Origin of the sequence: Mesorhizobium sp. M0870, assembly GCF_040319775.1 — a bacterium.
Lineage (GTDB): Bacteria > Pseudomonadota > Alphaproteobacteria > Rhizobiales > Rhizobiaceae > Mesorhizobium.
Window position 1 is genome coordinate 16,044 of sequence record NZ_JAMYOI010000014.1, and the last position, 18,598, is coordinate 34,641.

Annotated in this window: 15 protein-coding genes and 1 pseudogene; 13 read left to right on the forward strand and 3 right to left on the reverse strand. The window is 64.3% G+C overall.

Features of this window, described 5'->3' with window-relative positions; all coding sequences use genetic code 11:
* Positions 1–3 precede the first annotated feature (3 nt).
* Positions 4–627 (forward strand): LysE family translocator, encoded by a 624-nt coding sequence (locus NKH97_RS18100; RefSeq protein WP_352798293.1) that lies wholly within the window; start codon positions 4–6, stop codon positions 625–627.
* A gap of 52 nt (positions 628–679) precedes the next feature.
* On the opposite strand, the pseudogene NKH97_RS18105 reads toward NKH97_RS18100, so the two are convergent.
* Positions 680–3,468: pseudogene (locus tag NKH97_RS18105) on the reverse strand (autotransporter family protein).
* Between the two features lie 226 nt (positions 3,469–3,694).
* Between NKH97_RS18105 and NKH97_RS18110 the strand changes: the two are divergent.
* Together NKH97_RS18110 and xylB are read left to right on the forward strand one after the other, a co-directional pair.
* The gene (locus tag NKH97_RS18110) at positions 3,695–5,017 is read left to right on the forward strand and encodes a tetratricopeptide repeat protein (protein WP_352798295.1); all 1,323 of its coding nucleotides are present in this window, start codon (positions 3,695–3,697) and stop codon (positions 5,015–5,017) included.
* A gap of 82 nt (positions 5,018–5,099) precedes the next feature.
* The gene (xylB, locus tag NKH97_RS18115) at positions 5,100–6,554 is read left to right on the forward strand and encodes a xylulokinase (RefSeq protein WP_352722541.1); all 1,455 of its coding nucleotides are present in this window, start codon (positions 5,100–5,102) and stop codon (positions 6,552–6,554) included.
* Positions 6,555–6,751: 197 nt separating this feature from the next.
* Here xylB and NKH97_RS18120 read toward each other — a convergent pair whose 3' ends face one another.
* A complete protein-coding gene (locus tag NKH97_RS18120) occupies positions 6,752–7,114 on the reverse strand; it encodes a nuclear transport factor 2 family protein (protein WP_023810584.1) in 363 nt (120 codons plus the stop codon).
* Between the two features lie 112 nt (positions 7,115–7,226).
* Here NKH97_RS18120 and xylA point away from each other — a divergent pair, with 112 nt between their 5' ends.
* The 3 genes from xylA (at position 7,227) to NKH97_RS18135 (ending at position 9,660) form a co-directional block, all read left to right on the forward strand.
* On the forward strand, positions 7,227–8,552 hold the full coding sequence (gene xylA, locus NKH97_RS18125) for a xylose isomerase (RefSeq protein WP_023810585.1): 1,326 nt from the start codon (positions 7,227–7,229) through the stop codon (positions 8,550–8,552).
* A gap of 313 nt (positions 8,553–8,865) precedes the next feature.
* Positions 8,866–9,279, forward strand: coding sequence for a GNAT family N-acetyltransferase (locus NKH97_RS18130; RefSeq protein WP_352798298.1), 414 nt, complete (start codon positions 8,866–8,868; stop codon positions 9,277–9,279).
* A gap of 177 nt (positions 9,280–9,456) precedes the next feature.
* Positions 9,457–9,660 carry a hypothetical protein gene (locus NKH97_RS18135; RefSeq protein ID WP_352554619.1) on the forward strand — a complete coding sequence of 68 codons (204 nt, stop codon included), beginning with the start codon at positions 9,457–9,459 and terminating at the stop codon, positions 9,658–9,660.
* A 14-nt stretch (positions 9,661–9,674) separates the two neighbouring features.
* Here the strand turns inward: NKH97_RS18135 and NKH97_RS18140 are convergent, their stop codons facing one another.
* Positions 9,675–10,655 (reverse strand): GlxA family transcriptional regulator, encoded by a 981-nt coding sequence (locus tag NKH97_RS18140; RefSeq protein WP_352798300.1) that lies wholly within the window; start codon positions 10,653–10,655, stop codon positions 9,675–9,677.
* Between the two features lie 77 nt (positions 10,656–10,732).
* Here NKH97_RS18140 and bcoG point away from each other — a divergent pair, with 77 nt between their 5' ends.
* The 7 genes from bcoG to NKH97_RS18175 all read left to right on the forward strand — a co-directional run bounded on the left by bcoG (position 10,733) and on the right by NKH97_RS18175 (position 18,573).
* Positions 10,733–11,650 (forward strand): 3-dehydrocarnitine:acetyl-CoA trimethylamine transferase BcoG, encoded by a 918-nt coding sequence (gene bcoG / locus NKH97_RS18145; protein ID WP_352554620.1) that lies wholly within the window; start codon positions 10,733–10,735, stop codon positions 11,648–11,650.
* A gap of 22 nt (positions 11,651–11,672) precedes the next feature.
* Positions 11,673–12,302 (forward strand): HD domain-containing protein, encoded by a 630-nt coding sequence (locus NKH97_RS18150; protein WP_352554621.1) that lies wholly within the window; start codon positions 11,673–11,675, stop codon positions 12,300–12,302.
* Positions 12,299–13,402 carry a carnitine 3-dehydrogenase gene (locus NKH97_RS18155; RefSeq protein WP_127322329.1) on the forward strand — a complete coding sequence of 368 codons (1,104 nt, stop codon included), beginning with the start codon at positions 12,299–12,301 and terminating at the stop codon, positions 13,400–13,402. The genes NKH97_RS18150 and NKH97_RS18155 overlap by 4 nt, the downstream gene beginning before the upstream one ends.
* A 3-nt stretch (positions 13,403–13,405) precedes the next feature.
* Complete coding sequence (locus NKH97_RS18160) at positions 13,406–14,569, forward strand: acyl-CoA dehydrogenase family protein (RefSeq protein ID WP_352440490.1); 1,164 nt, start codon at positions 13,406–13,408, stop codon at positions 14,567–14,569.
* A gap of 3 nt (positions 14,570–14,572) precedes the next feature.
* Complete coding sequence (locus NKH97_RS18165; RefSeq protein WP_352798303.1) at positions 14,573–16,651, forward strand: acetate--CoA ligase family protein; 2,079 nt, start codon at positions 14,573–14,575, stop codon at positions 16,649–16,651.
* A complete protein-coding gene (locus NKH97_RS18170; RefSeq protein WP_352440492.1) occupies positions 16,644–17,426 on the forward strand; it encodes a carnitinyl-CoA dehydratase in 783 nt (260 codons plus the stop codon). Before NKH97_RS18165 ends, NKH97_RS18170 begins: the two co-directional genes overlap by 8 nt.
* A 208-nt stretch (positions 17,427–17,634) precedes the next feature.
* Positions 17,635–18,573, forward strand: a complete 939-nt coding sequence (locus NKH97_RS18175; RefSeq protein WP_352798305.1) for an alpha/beta hydrolase — start codon at positions 17,635–17,637, stop codon at positions 18,571–18,573.
* Positions 18,574–18,598 lie beyond the last annotated feature (25 nt).

Below are 18,598 nucleotides of genomic sequence, written 5' to 3' on the forward strand. Positions count from 1 at the left end.
AGCATGTCCTTCGAAAACTGGGCCGCCTTCGCCGCCGCGTCGACGATCCTCCTCATCATTCCGGGTCCGACCATCCTTCTCGTCGTGTCCTACGCGCTGGGCCAGGGCTGGCGTACCGCCTTGCCGATGGCCGTCGGCGTGGCGCTGGGCGACTTCACCGCGATGACCTTGTCGATGCTGGGCATCGGCGCGTTGCTGGCGGCTTCGGCGACCGTCTTCACCATCCTGAAGCTGATCGGCGCCGGCTATCTGATCTATCTTGGCGTGAAACTGTTTCGCGCCGGCGGCGCGCTGAAGGCCGAACCGCGCACCGACGCGGTCTCATCGGCCAAGATGATGGGGCATGCCTGGCTGGTCACCGCGCTCAACCCGAAAAGCATCACCTTCTTCGTCGCCTTCTTGCCGCAGTTCCTCGACCGACACGCCGATTTCTGGACGCAGATGCTGATCTTCGAGACGACCTTCCTGGCGCTCGCCTTCGCCAATGCTTTCGGCTATGCGCTGATCGCCTCACGCGCACGCAACGTGGTGCGCAATCCCAAGGCGATCCGCATCTTCAACCGCACCGGCGGCACGCTGCTGGTTGGCGCCGGCATCGCCACGGTGGCGATGCGTTCCAGCAATTAGGCTCTCTGTCTGACCATGACCCCGAAACTGTTTTTCGGGGTCATGACCGGCCTTACCATTTGACGCTGAACCCCAGATTGCCTTCGAGGATCCGACGCTCGTCGCCGCCGAGATTGGTGGTGTAGTCGCCGGTGGCGAAGATGCTGACCTTGTCCGTCACCTTGGCGATCACACCGCCACCGAATTCGAACGAGGTCGATCTGCCCTCGGTGGAGATATCGGTGGTGTCGAAATTGACATGGCTCGTGCCGCCGAAATCGTGCCAGATGTCGGCCTTGAGGTACGGCTGCAGCGCCATGCCATTGATCGTTGTTTCGCCTTGCAGCCGTGCGCCGAGCCGGCCGGTCACGCTGCCGTCCGTATCAAAGGAAACCGAAGCAAAGCGGTCCGACGCATCGTCGAGCGACAGTTGCTGCCAGACCAGTTGCGCCTGCGGTTCAAGCGTCCAGCCTTGCCCCAGCGCGATGGGATAGCCGCCTTCCAGCGAAGCGGTGATGCCGGTCCCGCCGACATCGATGCCGATGTCGCGCGACGATGTTGCGTTTCCACCGAAGAAGGTAGCCATGAGGACGCCGTCCAGGTACCAGCCACCCTGGCCGATCCGGGTCCAGTAGCCGCCGACGCTGGTGCCGTTGATATCCATGCTGCCGACGGACAGATCGTTCCAGCCCAGCGCCTGGCCGCGCACGTCGCCATTCATGCTGGCATAGGCGACGAACAGGCCGGCGCGATCGGTCTGGCCCGACGCGGTTTCGCGGCCGAACAGATCGAAGCCCGCCTGAAGGCCGAACAGGGTGCCGTCGAAGGACGGCGATACCGTTCCTGAATACGCCATCTTGCTGTCCTGACCGAAGATGCGGCCCCAGACCGGCGACAGCTCGGTGTTCGACAACAGACTCTGCTCGCCGCGCCGTTCGTGGAAGGTGCCGAGCGTCGTCATCGCCAGATGTTCGGCGACCGGCGGCAAGGCCGAATAGACCGGAACCTCGATGCGATAGAGCAGGATCTCCTCGCCCGCCGCCGGTGTCGGCAGGTCGGGCACATCCGTTGGCACCACCGGCGGCGGCGGGGGCGGATCCGCAACTGGTGCCGGCGGTGGCGCCGGTGGTGTCGCGGGCGGCGGATCGGTCGGCACGACCGGCGGCGCCGGATCAACCGGATCGGGGTCGCCGGGGGTGGATTCCGGCGGCGGCGGCGGCGCAGGGTCGATGGGCGGCGGCGGCGGCGGTTCGGCCGCCGGCGGCTCAGGTTCCGGCGGCGGAGCAGGTTCCAGCACCGGCGGGGCTGCGGCCGGCGGGGCCGGCGTGTTCAGCGTCGAGCGCAGGTACCAGTTCTCCTCGCTGCCGGCGCTGACGCCGCCCTTGAACAGGTAATATTCGAGGCACCGGCGGCGACCGGGGCGTCGAGCGCAAATGTCGTGGCGCCCGAGGTGGCGCCGTTGATTGCCTGGACGACCATGATGCCGTCCTGCGTGGTCGCAGCCCCCGCGCCGCCGAGATTGACCACGGAGATGCCGGTCGAACCGGAAGCCGTTCCGCTCGACAGGACCAACTTGTCGGATGCGGAGGAATCGTCACCGAGCTCGGTCTGGATAAGCAGCAGGCCACCCAGGCCGACATAATTGCCCGAAATCGTCAGGCTGTCGGTGGCACCGGTGCTGCCATTGGTCAGGTCGATGCGTCCGGCATTGGTGACCTGCGCCAACTGACCCGCCGTAAACGCCTGGATCGCCGCGTTGAAACCGCCGCCATAGAGCGTGCTTGCGGCATCGACACTGAGCGCACCTGTGCCGGTGCCGCTGTCGCCGAGCACCAGATTGCCGTCGAGCGTCAGCTCGGTGTCATTGGTGGCGTCGATGCTTTCCCAGTTCTGGAGCCGGCTGATCCCATCCAGTTTGACGTTGTCCAGGGTGAGCGCGTCGGTGCCGAGACCACCCGATATGGTATTCGTGGCACCGAGATTGGCGTTGGTGAGGTTGCTGAGTTCGGCGGTGTCGTTGTCGCCGCCGAGATCGACGGCGCCATAGATGATGCCGCCGCCGTTCCAGACGAAACTGTCGGCGCCAACGCTCATCAGTATATCGCCACCGATCATACCGCCGGTGACCGTGACGCTGTCGTTGCCGCCGCTGACGCTGATGTTGCCGCCGATGGTGCCGCCCGACAGGATGATCGTGTCCTTGTCGAAGCCGGTGACGAGGTTGCGGTCGATGGTGCCGCCGGACATGTTGAAGTAATTCTGATCGAGCTTCATGTTGACGCGGCCGATGCGGCCACCGGTCATCACGGCACGGTCGCCATCGTCGAAGAAATCGACGATGCGCCCGCCGGTCATGGTGAAGGTGTCGAGGCCATCGCCCTGGTTGAGCGAACCGATCTGGCCGCCGCTCATGTTGAAGTCGTCGATGCCGGCGCCCTGCTGGACATTGCCGGCGACGGTACCCGCGCCGATAGTGAAGAAATCCGTGCCGCCACCCTGATCGACGGTGCCGGTGATGGCGCCTGACTGCATATCGATGCGGTCCGTGCCGACACCAAAGGTGACATTGCCTGATATCTGCCCGGTGCCCCCGGCGGGAAAATTGAGCGTGTTGTCGCCATCGGGATCGGCGAGGCTGCCGCCTGAATCGCCGCTGTCGCAGGTGTAAACGGTGTTTCCGGCGGATGGACCCAGCACGCATGCGGCAAACGCGGGGGAGTTGGGCAGCAACGCAAAAGCCGTAGTTGAGAGGATGCTAATAAGCCACGGGTGTAGCGGATGCGGCTTTCGCCGTAGCGAAGCAACTGCCACCTGCACATCCTCCGAATGACTGTTCGGAAGTGAGTTCTTCATATGCCGCATCGCGTCCCCTCTCGATTCGCGATTTCCAGCCCCCGCCAGTCGCCGTAATGAAGACACAATTCATTCGATTTTACAAAGCCTAATCTGCCCCGCATGGTTGCTAAACTGCAAAGACTACTCAAATGACCTGGCGTAGCGCGCGGTTGGCGTTGCCGTGGCCCATGCTTTAGGATCGGTTTGGGCCGAAGGATCGAGGGCCTGTCACGGGTCGACAGAAGGACATCGCATGGCAACCAGGGACGCATTCGGCCTGGCATTTTCGGGCGCCACGGAGGCGGGATTCACCCCCTACAGCCAGGCAGTGCGTGAACTGCAGTGCTTCATCGGCGATCCCGTAGCCTCAGTCGACCGCGCCATCGCGGAAGATCCCGGCTTCGTCATGGCGCATGTCTTCAAGGGATATCTGTTCGGCCTCGCCACCGAGCGGGAGGCGACGGCCGTGGCCAAGGCCTGCCATGAGGCCGCACTGCCGCTTGCCGCGACCACGCGCGAGCGGGCGCATGTCTCGGCCCTCGGGCATCTCGCCAGCGGACGATGGCATCAAGCCAGCCGCATTCTCGAGGACATCACCATCGAGACGCCCCGCGACGGGCTGGCGCTGCAGGTCGGCCACCAGATCGATTTCTTCACCGGCAATGCACGCATGCTGCGCGACCGCATCGCACGCGCCCTGCCGTCATGGCAAAGCGGCATGCCCGGCTACCACGCCATGCTCGGCATGCAGGCCTTCGGGCTGGAGGAAATGGGTGATTATGCCAGGGCCGAGCAGCTTGGCCGCGCGGCGGTCGACATGGAGCCGCGCGATGGCTGGGCCCAGCACGCCGTCGCCCATGTCATGGAAATGCAGAGCCGGCAAAGGGATGGCATCGCCTGGATGCAGGCCAACCCGGAAGCGTGGACAAGGGAGAGCTTCCTGCAGGTGCACAATTGGTGGCACCTGGCGCTGTTCCATTACGATCTCGGCGAAACCGACGCGGTGCTGGCCCTCTATGACGGCCCTATCTACAGCGTACAATCGACGATGGCGCTCAACATGGTCGATGCCTCGGCAGTCTTGTGGCGGCTCGCCCTCGGCGGCGTCAATGTCGGCGACCGCTGGGCGGCGCTTGCCGCCAATTGGCGCAAGGCCGGAGCGGGCCTTTATGCCTTCAACGATGCCCACGCGATGATGGCCTTTGTCGGTGCAGGGTTCGATGCGCCGGCCCTCGCTTTGCTCGAGGCGCAGCGCGAGGCCATGCGTGGCAGCGATGACAATGCGGCTTTCACGCGGGATGTCGGCCATCCGCTGACGCTCGCCATCAAGGCATTCGGTGAGGGCAGCTACACCGAGGCCGTGCGCCTGATCCGGCCGATCCGCTCGATCTCCCATCGCTTCGGCGGCAGCCACGCTCAGCGCGATGTTATCGACCTGACGCTGATCGAGGCAGCGTTGCGCGCCGGTGACGGTGCGCTGGCCAGGGCGCTCACGGCGGAGCGTTCGATGGCGCGGCCCGACAGTCCGCTGTCAGCGCTGTTTGTGCGACGCGCCGCCGATTTGTCGGAGAATTGACCCGAAGCGGATCTTGTTTTAAAAACTGGCCAAGTCAGATTTTTTCGAGACCCGAAAAAATTAACTGGCGTGGGAGGAAGACATGTATCTGGGCCTCGATCTCGGGACGTCGGGCGTCAAGGCGCTGCTGATCGATGCCGGGCAAACCGTCATCGGTTCCGGCCACGGTTCGCTTGATGTTTCACGGCCGCATCCCGGCTGGTCGGAACAGAATCCCGAGCACTGGATCCGGGCCTGCGAAGACGCAATCGCCGAACTCAGATCCTCCCATCCGGATGAACTCGCGGCAGTCAAGGGCATTGGCCTGTCCGGGCAGATGCATGGCGCCACGCTGCTCGACGCCGCCGACAAGGTGCTGCGTCCCTGCATCCTGTGGAACGACACGCGCAGCCATGCCGAGGCGGCCGTGCTCGACGCCGATCCGCGCTTCCGCGCCCTGACCGGCAACATCGTCTTTCCCGGTTTCACCGCGCCGAAACTTGCCTGGGTGAAAAACAACGAACCCGCTCTCTTCGCCAAGGTCGCAAAAGTGCTGCTGCCCAAGGACTTCCTGCGGCTCTGGCTTTCGGGCGAACACATTTCGGAAATGTCGGATTCTGCCGGTACCTCCTGGCTCGATGTCGGCAAGCGGCGCTGGAGTACGGACCTGCTCGCAGCGACGTCGCTCGACGAGAGGCAGATGCCGTCGCTGGTTGAGGGTACGCACAAGGCAGGCGCACTGCGCAGCGAATTGGCATCGAAATGGGGCGTCCAGGCCGGCATTCCGATCGCCGGCGGCGCCGGCGACAATGCGGCCTCGGCCTGCGGCATGGGCACGGTCGGCGCCGGCCACGCTTTCGTCTCGCTCGGCACATCGGGCGTGCTGTTTGCCGCCAACGCTTCCTACCTGCCCAACCCGGCTAGCGCGGTTCACACCTTCTGCCACGCCCTGCCGAACACCTGGCATCAGATGGGGGTCATCCTGTCGGCGACGGATTCGCTCAACTGGCTGTCCGAAATCACCGGGAAGAGCGCCGGCGAATTGACCGCTCAGCTCGGCGACACATTGAAGGCGCCCAGCGGCGTGTCCTTCCTGCCTTATCTTTCGGGTGAGCGCACACCCTACAATGATGCCGCCATTCGCGGCGCGTTCACCGGGCTGGCGCATGAATCGAGCCGTGCCGTGCTGACCCAGGCCGTGCTGGAGGGTGTGGCCTTTGCCTTCCGCGACAGCCTCGAAGCCCTGGCCACGGCCGGCACGACCTTGACGCGGGTGACGGCGATCGGCGGCGGCTCGCGCTCGCACTACTGGTTGAAGGCGATTGCCACCGCGCTTCAACTGCCTGTCGACATTCCCGCCGACGGCGATTTCGGCGCCGCCTTTGGTGCCGCACGGCTCGGTCTGATTGCGGCAACGGATGCCGATCCGCTGGCTGTGTGCACGGCGCCCAGGACGGATGCTACCGTTGAACCGGACGCTGCGCTCGCTGGGGCGTATGCGGATGCATATCAGCGCTACCGGTCGCTGTACCCGGCAATTAAGAGCGTGACCGCGTGAGTGAGCGCGAGGCACCCCCCTCTGCCCTGCCGGGCATCTCCCCCGCGGGGGGGGAGATTAGCAGCGTTGGCGGGTATGCCAGTCCTGCAAGGTGGGTGATTGGCGAAGGCGCGGATGCCAACCAATCTCCCCCCTTGCGGGGGAGATGGCCGGTAGGCCAGAGGGGGGCGCTTCACGCCCGCCTCCCCCAGAAGTCCTTACTGCGCAGGCACCTTGTCGAGAAAGCCGGTGACGCTCCTCAGGCGGCCGTTCTCGATGATTCCGATGTCGGTACCTTCGATCACCGAAGGCGTCCCCTCAGGTCCGAGGTTCCACGAGAAGCGGATCTTGTCGGCAAAACCATCCGGCGTGCCCTTCAGCGAGAACCGGAAGCCGGCAAAGCGCTGCTGCACGCCGTCGATCAGAGCCGTGACGCCTTCATGGCCGTCGCCCTGCATGAGCGGATCACGATAGCTGACGTCTTCCGTGAAGGTCGCCTTGAGCAATTCGGCCCGGCGGCCGGCATCGCTTTCGTTCCAGGCGGTGATGTAGTTTTCAGCGATCTTGGTGAGGTCGGTCATGGTCTGTCTCCTTCGTTTGGTGGCTTTGACATGACCTTTTTCGACCAGCGCTGGCCTGAAACCAATTACGCCTGAGGTAATGGCGGCAGAACTTTGTGAGAGGACAGAAATCATGAGCAGCGGATTCTTCGGCGACATCAAGAAAATCAAATATGAAGGGCCGGATTCGACCAATCCGCTGGCCTATAGGTTCTACAATCCCGACGAGGTCGTCGCCGGCAAGCGGTTGGAAGATCATCTGCGCTTCGCCGTGGCCTACTGGCACTCCTTTGCCTGGCCGGGCGGCGATCCGTTCGGCGGCCAGACCTTCGACCGGCCGTGGTTTCCCAAGGCAGGCGGCACCGACACGATGGAGCTGGCAAAACTGAAAGCGGACGTCGCCTTCGAGATGTTCTCGCTGCTCGGCGCGCCCTATTTCTGCTTCCATGACGCCGATGTGCGGCCGGAGGGCAAGGACTTTTCCGAAAGTGCCGCGCGCCTCGACGAGATCGCCGATTACTTCGCGGGCAAGATGAAGCAGACCGGCGTCAAGCTGCTTTGGGGCACCGCCAATCTGTTCTCCAATCGCCGCTTCATGTCGGGTGCGGCCACCAATCCCGATCCGGACGTCTTTGCCTACGCGGCGGCGACGGTAAAAAGCTGCATCGACGTCACCAAGCGGCTGAAGGGCGAAAACTACGTGCTGTGGGGCGGGCGCGAAGGCTATGAGACGCTGCTCAACACCGACCTCGCGCGCGAGCAGGAACAGGCCGGCCGGTTCCTCAGCATGGTCGTCGACTACAAGCACAAGATCGGTTTCAAGGGCACGATCCTGATCGAGCCGAAGCCGCAGGAGCCGACCAAGCATCAGTACGATTACGATGTCGCCACCGTCTACGGCTTCCTCAAGCGCTTCGGGCTGGAGAAGGAGGTCAAGGTCAATATCGAGCAGGGCCACGCCATCCTGGCCGGCCATTCCTTTGAGCACGAACTGGCTCTGGCCAATGCGCTCGGCATTTTCGGTTCGATCGATATGAACCGCAACGACTACCAGTCGGGCTGGGACACCGACCAGTTCCCCAACAACGTGCCGGAAATGGCGCTGGCCTACTATCAGGTCCTGCAGGCCGGCGGCTTCAAGACCGGCGGCACCAATTTCGACGCCAAGCTGCGCCGCCAGTCGCTCGATCCGCAGGACCTGCTGATCGGCCATATCGGCGGCATGGATTCTTGCGCACGCGGCCTGAAAGCCGCGGCCGGCATGGTCGAGGACAAGGCGCTATCGGCGCCGCTGGCCGAACGTTATGCCGGCTGGAACACGGCCGAGGGCAAGGCGATGCTCGCCGGCAAGCGCACGCTGGAGGATATCGCCGAGCGCGTCGTCAAGAAGAAGATCGAGCCGCAGCCGAGGTCCGGTCGCCAGGAACTGCTGGAAAATATCGTCAACCGCTACGTGTAAGGCGCGCGCCGCTCCATCTCTGGACCGACATCCGACACCACTGGCTGAAAGCCGCCGCCATCGCCATCTGCTAGTCAGCCCACTTCGCACGAGGCTGCCGAGGATCGCACAGATCTTCGGCAGCCAGCGTGTGATCAAGATGCCACGCGTGCCGCCGAAAGAGGGCCCGTGCGGCAGCCTTTATTTTATGCATGTCGCCATCCCAAAATCGCTGTGCGCTTTTGGGCGACATGCATTGGCGGGAGACGGAAAATGGCAGAGGATCGAATCATCGTGCGCCCGGCGCAGGCGCGATATTCCGGCGTTGAAGCAGGTGCTGCATGAAACCTTCGAAGGCACATGGCTGCCGAACATCACCGAAGCAGCGGCGCGGCGCTATGTAGAGACGGATATTGGCGGGCGCTATGTCGACCAGAGCTGGCCTGAATTCGCCGTTGCCGAGATCGATGGCGAGGTCGCCGGCCTGATCCATTGGCGCGCGGGTTTCATCGAGGCCCTGCACGTGATGGCGTCCCGTCAAGGCCAAGGTGTCGGCCGCAAGCTGCTTTCCCATGCCGAACAGGCGATCGGCGCCGCCGGATTGGCGCAGGCGCGGCTGGAAACCGACACGTTCAACCTGCCCGCACAAGCACTCTACAAGGCGGTCGGCTATGTCGAGAAAAATCGCTATCCCGATGACGAATGGGACAGTGGCTTCACCACGGTGCTGTTCGAAAAGCGACTGTAGATTTCTCCTTGACCTGACCTGCCAAGGCGCAGGAACAGCTTTGCGCATGGCCCGGTCCCGCGACACGGTTTTGCCCTTCGACGCCCTTCAATGACCTCGCCCTTGCCTTCAAACTGCCGTCACGAATCTCGTATAAGAGTGGCTCGTGGCGGGAGAGGAAGAAGGAGGCGAACCGATATGCAGAACGAACGTGAAATCGACGCCCTGCTCTCACTTGGCGAGGCTGGATCGATCATCGACCGGCTGATGGCGATGCCGAGGAAAACGGACGACGCCAAGATTTCGAATGAATGGGATCGCGCCGTTGCCAGCCGCTTCGAGACCCGTCTGGCCAGACAGATGCGCTCGCAAATCGACGGCGACCGCCAGAACGCAGCCTGATCGTCCGTTGAAACCTACCCCCTCCGCAATCTGACCGGCGCTTCGCCGAAAGTCCTCGAAAACGCTCTCGAAAATGCGGCGGCGGACGAGAACCCGGTCCGCCCGGCAATATCGGCCATGGCAACCCTCGTATCGACCACCAGCCGGCGCGCGGCGCCGAGGCGCAGCCTGAGGTAATAGGCGCCCGGCGTCTCGCCGATCGATTTGCGAAAGATGCTTTCCAGCGTCCGTGCCGTCACCCCGGCACGCTTTGCCACCGCCTCTATGGTCAGAGGCTGGTCGACATGCGCTTCCATCAGCCGGATGGCATGCGCCAGCCGCGGATCGTAGCCGTCGAGCCGGCCGAGCGAGACCAGCGGCTGTGCGTCGGTGGCGGCGCGAGCCTGGTCGTAGATGAAGACGCTGGCGACATCGAGCGCGACGGCCATGCCGAGCCGCGTGCGGATCAGATGCAGCATCAGGTCGAAGGTCGGCGACGCGCCGCCGGAGGTGAACACCGGCCCGTCGATGACATAGCGATCCGGGCGAACATCGACGCCGGGGAAGGCCGAGGAAAAGTCCTCCATGTCCTCCCAGTGGGTGGTGGCACTGCGCCCTTCCAGCAGGCCCGCGCGTGCCACCAGCCAGGTACCCGCCTCGACGCCGCCGCACGCGCGGGCCGTACGCGCCGCCCGCCGCAGGCCGGAAAGCAAGGCCGACGTCGCATAGTTCTGAGTGCCGAAGCCGGCGACGACGACAAGGACGTCGGTTGGCTCGCCCGCGTCGAAACGGCCACTGACCGCCACCGGCAGTCCGCAGGTGGTGACCGGAGCCTCGCCGGTGACGGAGACCAGCTTGAAATCGAACAAGGTCTCGCCGGAGATACGGTTGGCGGCGCGCAGCGGATCGACGGCCGAGGCCACGCACATGATCGACGAGCCCGAAAACACCAGCAGCGTCACCTTGAGCGGCAGACGCTCGGCGCGAAAGATCGTCGGTTTTTCGCTTTTTGTCATGGAAGCTTCGTAAAACGCAAAACAGTTTCCGGCAAGTCGGGCATTGTTGTGTTCTGTTTCTATCGGAGGAGAGTTCCATGCCGCTTGCGATGAACCGTGAGGTCTTCATTACCTGTGCCGTGACCGGGTCCGGCGGCTCGCAGGACCGCAGCCCGCATGTGCCGCGCTCGCCCAGGCAGATCGCCGATTCGGCTATCGATGCGGCCAAGGCGGGTGCGGCGATCGTGCACTGCCATGTGCGCGATCCCGAAACCGGCAAGCCGAGGCGCGATGTGCATCTCTACCGCGAAGTGACCGAGCGCATCCGCGCGGCGGAAGTCGACGTCATCCTGAACCTGACCGCCGGCATGGGCGGCGACATGGTGTTCGGATCGCCGGAAGCGCCGCTGCCGCTCAACGAAAAAGGCACCGACATGGGCGGCGCCACCAACCGCATGGAACATGTGCGCCAGTGCCTGCCGGAAATCTGCACGCTCGACTGCGGCACCATGAATTTCGCCGAAGCCGATTATGTCATGACCAACACGCCCGGCATGCTGCGCGCCATGGGCGGCATGATGACGGCGCTCGGCGTCAAGCCGGAGATCGAGGCCTTCGACACCGGCCATCTGTGGTTCGCCAAGCAGCTGGTCGAGGAAAAGGTGCTCAATCCGGATGCGCTGGTGCAGTTGTGCATGGGCGTGCCGTGGGGCGCGCCTGACGATCTCAACACCTTCATGGCCATGGTCAACAACGTGCCGTCGACCTGGAACTGGTCGGCCTTTGCCATCGGCCGCAACCAGATGGCCTATGCCGCGGCGGCGGTGCTGGCCGGTGGCAATGTCCGGGTAGGTCTCGAAGACAATCTGTGGCTCGACAAGGGCGTGCTGGCGACCAATGCTCAGCTGGTCGAGCGCGCCGCCAGCATCGTCACCAATCTCGGCGCCAGGATCCTTGGGCCGGAAGAGGTACGGCAAAAGCTCAACCTCACCAAGCGGGCGCCGATCGCGGCATAAATTATTCGTCGGGAGGGTCGGCATGACTACCGTAAAATTCACCGCGATGAAGGATGGCGATCGGGACGACTACGAGTTCCTGACCGCGCATGAGATCGACTATGCGGCAAGGACCGGCGAGCGGCTGCTCGATGCGCTGGTCCAGCTCGACGCGGGCCTGTCGGGCTACAAGATCACAAGGCTCGGCCATTCGCTGCAGGCGGCGACGCGTGCCTGGCGCGACGGCGCCGACACCGACTGGATCGCCTGCGCGCTGCTGCACGACATCGGCGACATTTACGCGCCATACAATCACGACGAATATGCCGCTTCGATCCTGAAACCCTTCGTGCGCGAACAATGCACCTGGGTGGTGGAAAAGCATGGCGACTTCCAGCGGCTCTACTATGCCCATCATCTGGGCGGTAACCGCCATGCGCGCGACCGCTTTGCCGGCCACGCCTATTTCGACGATTGCGACCAGTTTTGCGAACGCTGGGACCAGTCGAGCTTCGACCCCGACTATGACACGCTGCCGATCGAATTGTTCCGGCCCTTCGTGCTCGAAGTCTTTGCCCGCAAGGCCTACGACCCGTCCGTGATCCGCGCCGGCGAACGCGTGCCGCTCATCGATCCCGCAACAGCCACGACAAGAGCCGGAGCTTCCGCATGAGCATCATCAACAAGGCAGCCGCCATCGGTGGCGGCGTCATCGGCGCCGGCTGGGTGGCGCGCCTGCTGCTCAACGGCATCGACGTGTCGATCTTCGATCCCGATCCCGAGGCATCGCGCAAGGTCGGCGAAGTGATGAAGGGCGCGCGGCGCGCCTACAAGCAGATGGTGCCCGGCGGCCTGCCCAAGGAGGGCAAGCTGACCTTCGCCAAGACCATCGCCGAGGCAGTGGCCGATGCCGATTTCATTCAGGAAAGCGTGCCGGAACGGCTCGACCTCAAGCACCGGGTGCTCGCCGAGATCGATACCCACGCGCCGGCCAATGCGATTGTCGGCTCATCGACCTCCGGCATCAAGCCGACCGACATGCAGGTGGCGATGAAGAAGCATCCGGAGCGGCTGGTCGTCGGCCATCCGTTCAACCCGGTCTATCTCCTGCCGCTGGTCGAGATCGTCGGTGGCGAGCAGACCTTTCCCGAGGCGATCGAGGTCGCCAAGGAGATGTATGCCTCGATCGGCATGAAGCCGGTCGTCATCCGCAAGGAGATCGAGGCCTTCGTCGGCGACCGCCTGCTCGAAGCGGCATGGCGCGAGGCGCTGTGGCTGATCAAGGACGGCATCTGCACGGTCGAGGAACTCGACGACATCATGCGCTACGGCTTCGGCCTGCGCTGGGCGCAGATGGGCATGTTCCAGGTCTATCGCGTCGCCGGCGGCGAGGCCGGCATGCGCCACTTCATGGCGCAGTTCGGGCCCTGCCTGAAATGGCCATGGACCAAGCTGATGGATGTGCCGGAGTTCAACGACGAGTTGGTCGACCTGATCGCCACGCAGTCGGACGACCAGGCGCATGGCCTGTCGATCCGCGAACTGGAAAAGATCCGCGACGATAATCTGGTCGCCATCATGGACGCGCTGTCGAAGCAGAACAAAGGCAAGGGCTGGGGCGCCGGCGCCCTGCACAAGGACTATACTAGGCAGCTGGCCAAACTGGCGGCGAAGAAGCCCACGGCCTCCAAGGCGGCCGAGAAGGCCAAGGCGTTGAAGCCGGTGAAAAAAGCCGAGAAGCCGAAGAAAAAGACCGGCAAGAAGAAGGGCTGAAGCATGGATTTCGGGCTGTCGGAAGAACAGAGGCTCATCGTCGAGACGACGAAGGCGTTCGTCGAGAACGAGCTATACCCGCATGAGCGCGAGGTCGAGCGCACCGGCGTGCTGCGCCGCGACCTGATCGAGGAGATCAAGGTCAAGGCGATCGAAGCCGGGCTCTATGCCGCCAACATGCCGGCCGATGTCGGCGGCGCTGGCCTGGATACGGTGACCTGGCTGCTCTACGAAAAGGAACTCGGCCGCGCCAACTATGCGCTGCACTGGACCTGCGTGGCGCGGCCCTCCAACATCCTCTTGGCCGGCACGCCCGAGCAGCGCGAGAAGTATCTGTTCCCCTGCATCCGCGGCGAGAAATGGGACTGCCTGGCGATGACCGAGCCGGGCGCCGGCTCCGACCTGCGCGGCATGAAGGCGACCGCCGTGCAGGACGGCGACGACTGGGTGCTGAACGGCACCAAGCATTTTATCTCCCACGCCGACCTCGCCGACTTTGCCATCGTCTTCATGGCCTCAGGCGAAGAGGATTCGCCGCGCGGCAAGCGCAAGAAGATCACCGCCTTCTTCGTCGACAAGGGCACCAAAGGCTTCACCGTCCGCGATGGCTACCGCAACGTCTCGCATCGCGGCTACACCAACGCCATCCTCGAATTCGACGATTGCCGGCTTCCCGCCGCCCAAGTGTTGGGCGAAGTCCACAAAGGGTTCGACGTCGCCAATTCATGGCTCGGCGCCACCCGCCTGCAGGTCGGCGCCACTTGCCTCGGCCGTGCCGAACGAGCGCTTGGTCATGCCGTGGAATACGCAGCACAACGCCAGCAGTTCGGCCAGCAGATCGGCAAATTCCAGGGCGTGTCGTTCAAACTCGCCGACATGGCGACCGAACTGAAGGCCGCCGACCTGATGGTGTTCGAAGCCGGCTGGAAGTACGATCAGGGCACCGTCACCGATCAGGACATGGCCATGGCCAAGCTGAAGGCCACCGAAATGCTTGCATACGTTGCCGATGAAGCGATCCAGATCCATGGCGGCATGGGGCTGATGGACGATTTGCCGCTGGAGCGCATCTGGCGCGACGCGCGCGTCGAGCGCATCTGGGAGGGCACGTCGGAAATCCAGCGCCACATCATTTCACGGGCGCTGCTGCGTCCGTTTGGGGCATAACATATGCACAAGCTTGAGCGTCTTCTGCGGCCGAAATCGATCGCCGTCTTCGGCGGTGCACAGGCCGCAGCCGTCGTCGCGCAGTCGATCAAGATGGGCTTTGCCGGCGATATCTGGCCGGTGCATCCGACCAAGGACGAGGTTGCCGGCCGCAGGGCCTATCGTTCGGTCGCCGATTTGCCGAGCGCACCGGACGCTGCCTTTGTCGGCGTCAACCGGCATTTGACCATCGAGGTGGTCAAGGCGCTGGCCGAACGCGGTGCTGGCGGTGCCGTCTGCTTTGCCGCCGGCTTCCTCGAAACCGAGGCCTATGACGACGACGGCGAGCGGCTGCAGGCCGAGCTGGTCGGGGCGGCCGGCTCGATGCCGATCATCGGGCCGAATTGCTACGGCCTGATCAATTATGCCGACGGCGCGCTTCTGTGGCCCGACCAGCATGGCGGGATAAGACTGGCCGAGGGCGGCAAGGGCGTCGCCATCATCACCCAGTCCTCCAACATCGCCATCAACATGACGATGCAAAGGCGCGGCCTGCCGATCGCCTTCCTGATGACCGCCGGCAACCAGGCGCAGACCGGCCTGTCCGAAATGGCGCTCGGCCTGATCGAGGACGAGCGGGTCACGTCGCTCGGCCTGCATATCGAGGCTTTCGATTCGGTAGCCGGCTTCGAGCGGCTGGCGGCACGGGCGCGCGAGCTGAAGAAGCCGATCATCGCCATGAAGGTCGGCCGTTCCGAACAGGCCAGGCAGGCGACTGTCTCGCATACCGCCTCGCTGGCCGGCTCGGACGCGGCCTCGGGTGCGTTCCTGCGGCGGCTCGGCATTGCGAGAGTCGATTCGATCCCCGCCTTCATCGAGGCGCTAAAGCTGCTGCACATCACCGGACCATTGCCAGGCTATAGGCTGTCGTCGATGAGCTGCTCCGGCGGCGAGGCCTCCGTCATGGCCGACAGCGCCGAAGGGCGCTGGGTCAATTTCCCTGTGCTGATCGACAGCCACCGCGCCCATGTCAAATCGACGCTCGGGCCGCTGGTCGCGGTCGCCAATCCCTTGGACTATCACACCTTCATCTGGAACAACGAGCCGGCGATGACCGCCACCTTCACCGCCATGGTGTCGGGCGGCTTCGACCTCAACATGCTGGTGCTCGATTTTCCGCGCCCCGACCGCTGCTCGGTCACCGACTGGTGGGCGACGCTGCGCGCCTTCGAATCGGCGCTGAAGACCAACAAGGCGCATGGCGCGATCGTCTCCTCGCTGCCGGAGAACCTGCCGGAGGAGTACACGGCCGAGCTGATGGCGCGCGGCATGGTGCCGTTGTTCGGCATTTCGGAAGCCATGGACGCCGCCGGGGCGGCAGCCTTCATCGGCTGGGCTTGGGCTGAACCGCAGGCGCAGCCGATCGACACGTCCGCATCCGGTGCGCCTGGCGGCGACCACGTCACGCCCGATGAGGCCGAGGCGAAGTCACGGCTGATCAAGGCTGGCCTGCCGGTGCCGAAGGGCGAACGCGCCGCCAATGCGGTCGAGGCGGTGATCTCTTCCATGGCGCTTGGCTTCCCGGTGGCGCTGAAGGCGCTCGGCGTCAGCCACAAATCCGAAGTTGGCGCCGTCAGGCTCAATCTCAGGGATGCCGAATCCGTCAGCACCGCGGCGCATGACCTCTTGCCGCTCGGCACCGGGCTCTATGTCGAGCGCATGGTGCGCGACGGTGTCGCCGAGCTCATCGTCGGCTTCACCCGCGACCCGATGTTCGGTGCGGTGATGACCTTGGGCACCGGCGGCGTGCTGGTCGAATTGTTGCGCGACAGCGTCACGCTGATGCTGCCGGCGACGCGCGACGATATCGAGGCGGCGCTGCGCGGCCTGAAACTGTTCCCGCTGCTCGAGGGCTATCGCGGCCGGCCGAAGGCCGATGTCGCCGCTGCCATCGATGCCATCTCTGGCATTGCCGCCTTCGTGCAGGAGAATGCCGGCGAGATCGAGGAACTCGACATCAACCCGCTGATCGTCTGTGCAGAGGGCAAGGGCGCCTGGATCGCCGACGCACTGCTGGTGCTGGGAGACAAGAAGAATGTCTGACGTCATTTCGACCCGCCGCGAGGGCACCATCCTCGAAGTCACGCTCGACCGGCCCAAGGCCAACGCCATCGACCTGAAGACCTCGCGGCTGATGGGCGAGACGTTCAAGGCATTCCGAGACGATCCGGAGCTTCGCGTCGCCATCGTCAAGACCGCCGGCGACAAGTTCTTCTGTGCCGGCTGGGATTTGAAGGCGGCCGCCGGCGGCGATGCGGTCGATGGCGACTATGGCGTCGGCGGCTTTGCCGGGCTGCAGGAGTTGCGCGACCTCAACAAGCCGGTGATCGCTTGCGTCAACGGTATGGCGGTCGGAGGCGGCTTCGAGCTGGCGCTGTCCTGCGACCTCATCTACGCCTCCGATCATTCCTCCTTCGCGCTGCCCGAGATTCGCGCCGGCACGCTGGCCGACGCCGCGACGATCAAGCTGCCGAAGCGCATCCCCTACCATGTCGCCATGGACCTTCTGCTGACCGGCCGCTGGATGGATGTGGCCGAGGCGCATCGCTGGGGCCTGGTCAACGAAGTGCTGCCAAAGGAAAGGCTGGAAGATCGCGTCTGGGAGATCGCCCGGCTGCTGGCCGGCGGCCCGCCGCTGGTGTTCGCCGCGATCAAGGAAACGGCGCGGGTGGCCGAGGCGCTGACCTTCCAGGACGCGATGAACAGGGTGACGCGGCGGCAGCTGCCGACGGTCGATGCGCTCTACGGCTCCGAGGACGGCATGGAGGGTTTTCGCGCTTTTGCGGAGAAGCGTGAGCCGGTTTGGAAGGGGAAGTAGCAGGAACGATGGCGTCCCGTCACACCCCCCTCTGCCCTGCCGGGCATCTCCCCCGCAAGGGGGGAGATTGGATGTCGTTTCTGCTTTCGCCAATCGTCAACGTTGCAAGAAGAGCACCGCGATCGAAACTGCCAATCTCCCCTCTTGCGGGGGAGATGGCCGGCAGGCCAGAGGGGGGTGCCCAGGTTCGACTTCGGCAGCCTCACTCATGACCGACTACAAAACCCTCATCGACGCCGAGACCTGGGCCTTCATCGAGCGCACCAATTCCTATTACCCGCCGGATACAATCGACTACACGATCGCGCAGCAGCGCGAGATCTACGACCGCATGTGCCGCGAATTCTTTGCCGGCTATCCCGACGGCGTTGCTGTCGAAACCTCAGCCATCGCGACGTCCACGCACGATATCCCGACCCGTATCTATCGAAGCCCACTCCAGGCAGCCGTGACGGTGCTCTATGTCCATGGCGGCGGCTTCATCCTCGGCGGACTGGACAGCCATGACGATGTCTGCGCCGAGCTTTGTGCCCGCACCGGCTATGAGGTGGTCTCGGTCGATTATCGGCTGGCGCCTGAACATCTGCATCCGGCCGCCTTCGACGATTTGATGAGCGCTTTCGAATGGGCCGCCTCCACCCGCAACCACCCAATTCTGCTGTGCGGCGACAGCGCCGGCGGCAATCTCTGCGCTGCCGTCAGTCACGCCACGCGCGGCCATTCGAAAAGGCCGGTTGGCCAGGTGCTGATCTATCCCGGCCTCGGCGGAGACCGCTCGAAAGGCTCCTATGTCAAGCACGCCGAAGCGCCGATGCTGACCGTGCGCGATCTCGAATTCTACAAGCACATCCGCACCGGCGGCGTGGATAGGACCGGGGACATCACGCTGGCCCCGCTCGCCGACATCGACTTCTCCAACCTGCCGCCGACAATGCTGATCACCGCTGAGTGCGACCCGTTGTCGTCGGATGGTGAGAACTATCGAGACCTAGTCGTGGCGGCGGGCGGACGCGCGACCTGGTTCGAGGAAGCGGGGCTGGTGCATGGTTATCTCCGAGGCCGGCACACGGTCGGCCGCGCCCGCACCAGCTTCACCCGGATCGTCGATGCGGTGACCGCGCTTGGACAGGGCGATTGGCGCTGGTGATCGCGGCTAGACTCCGGGGGCCGAC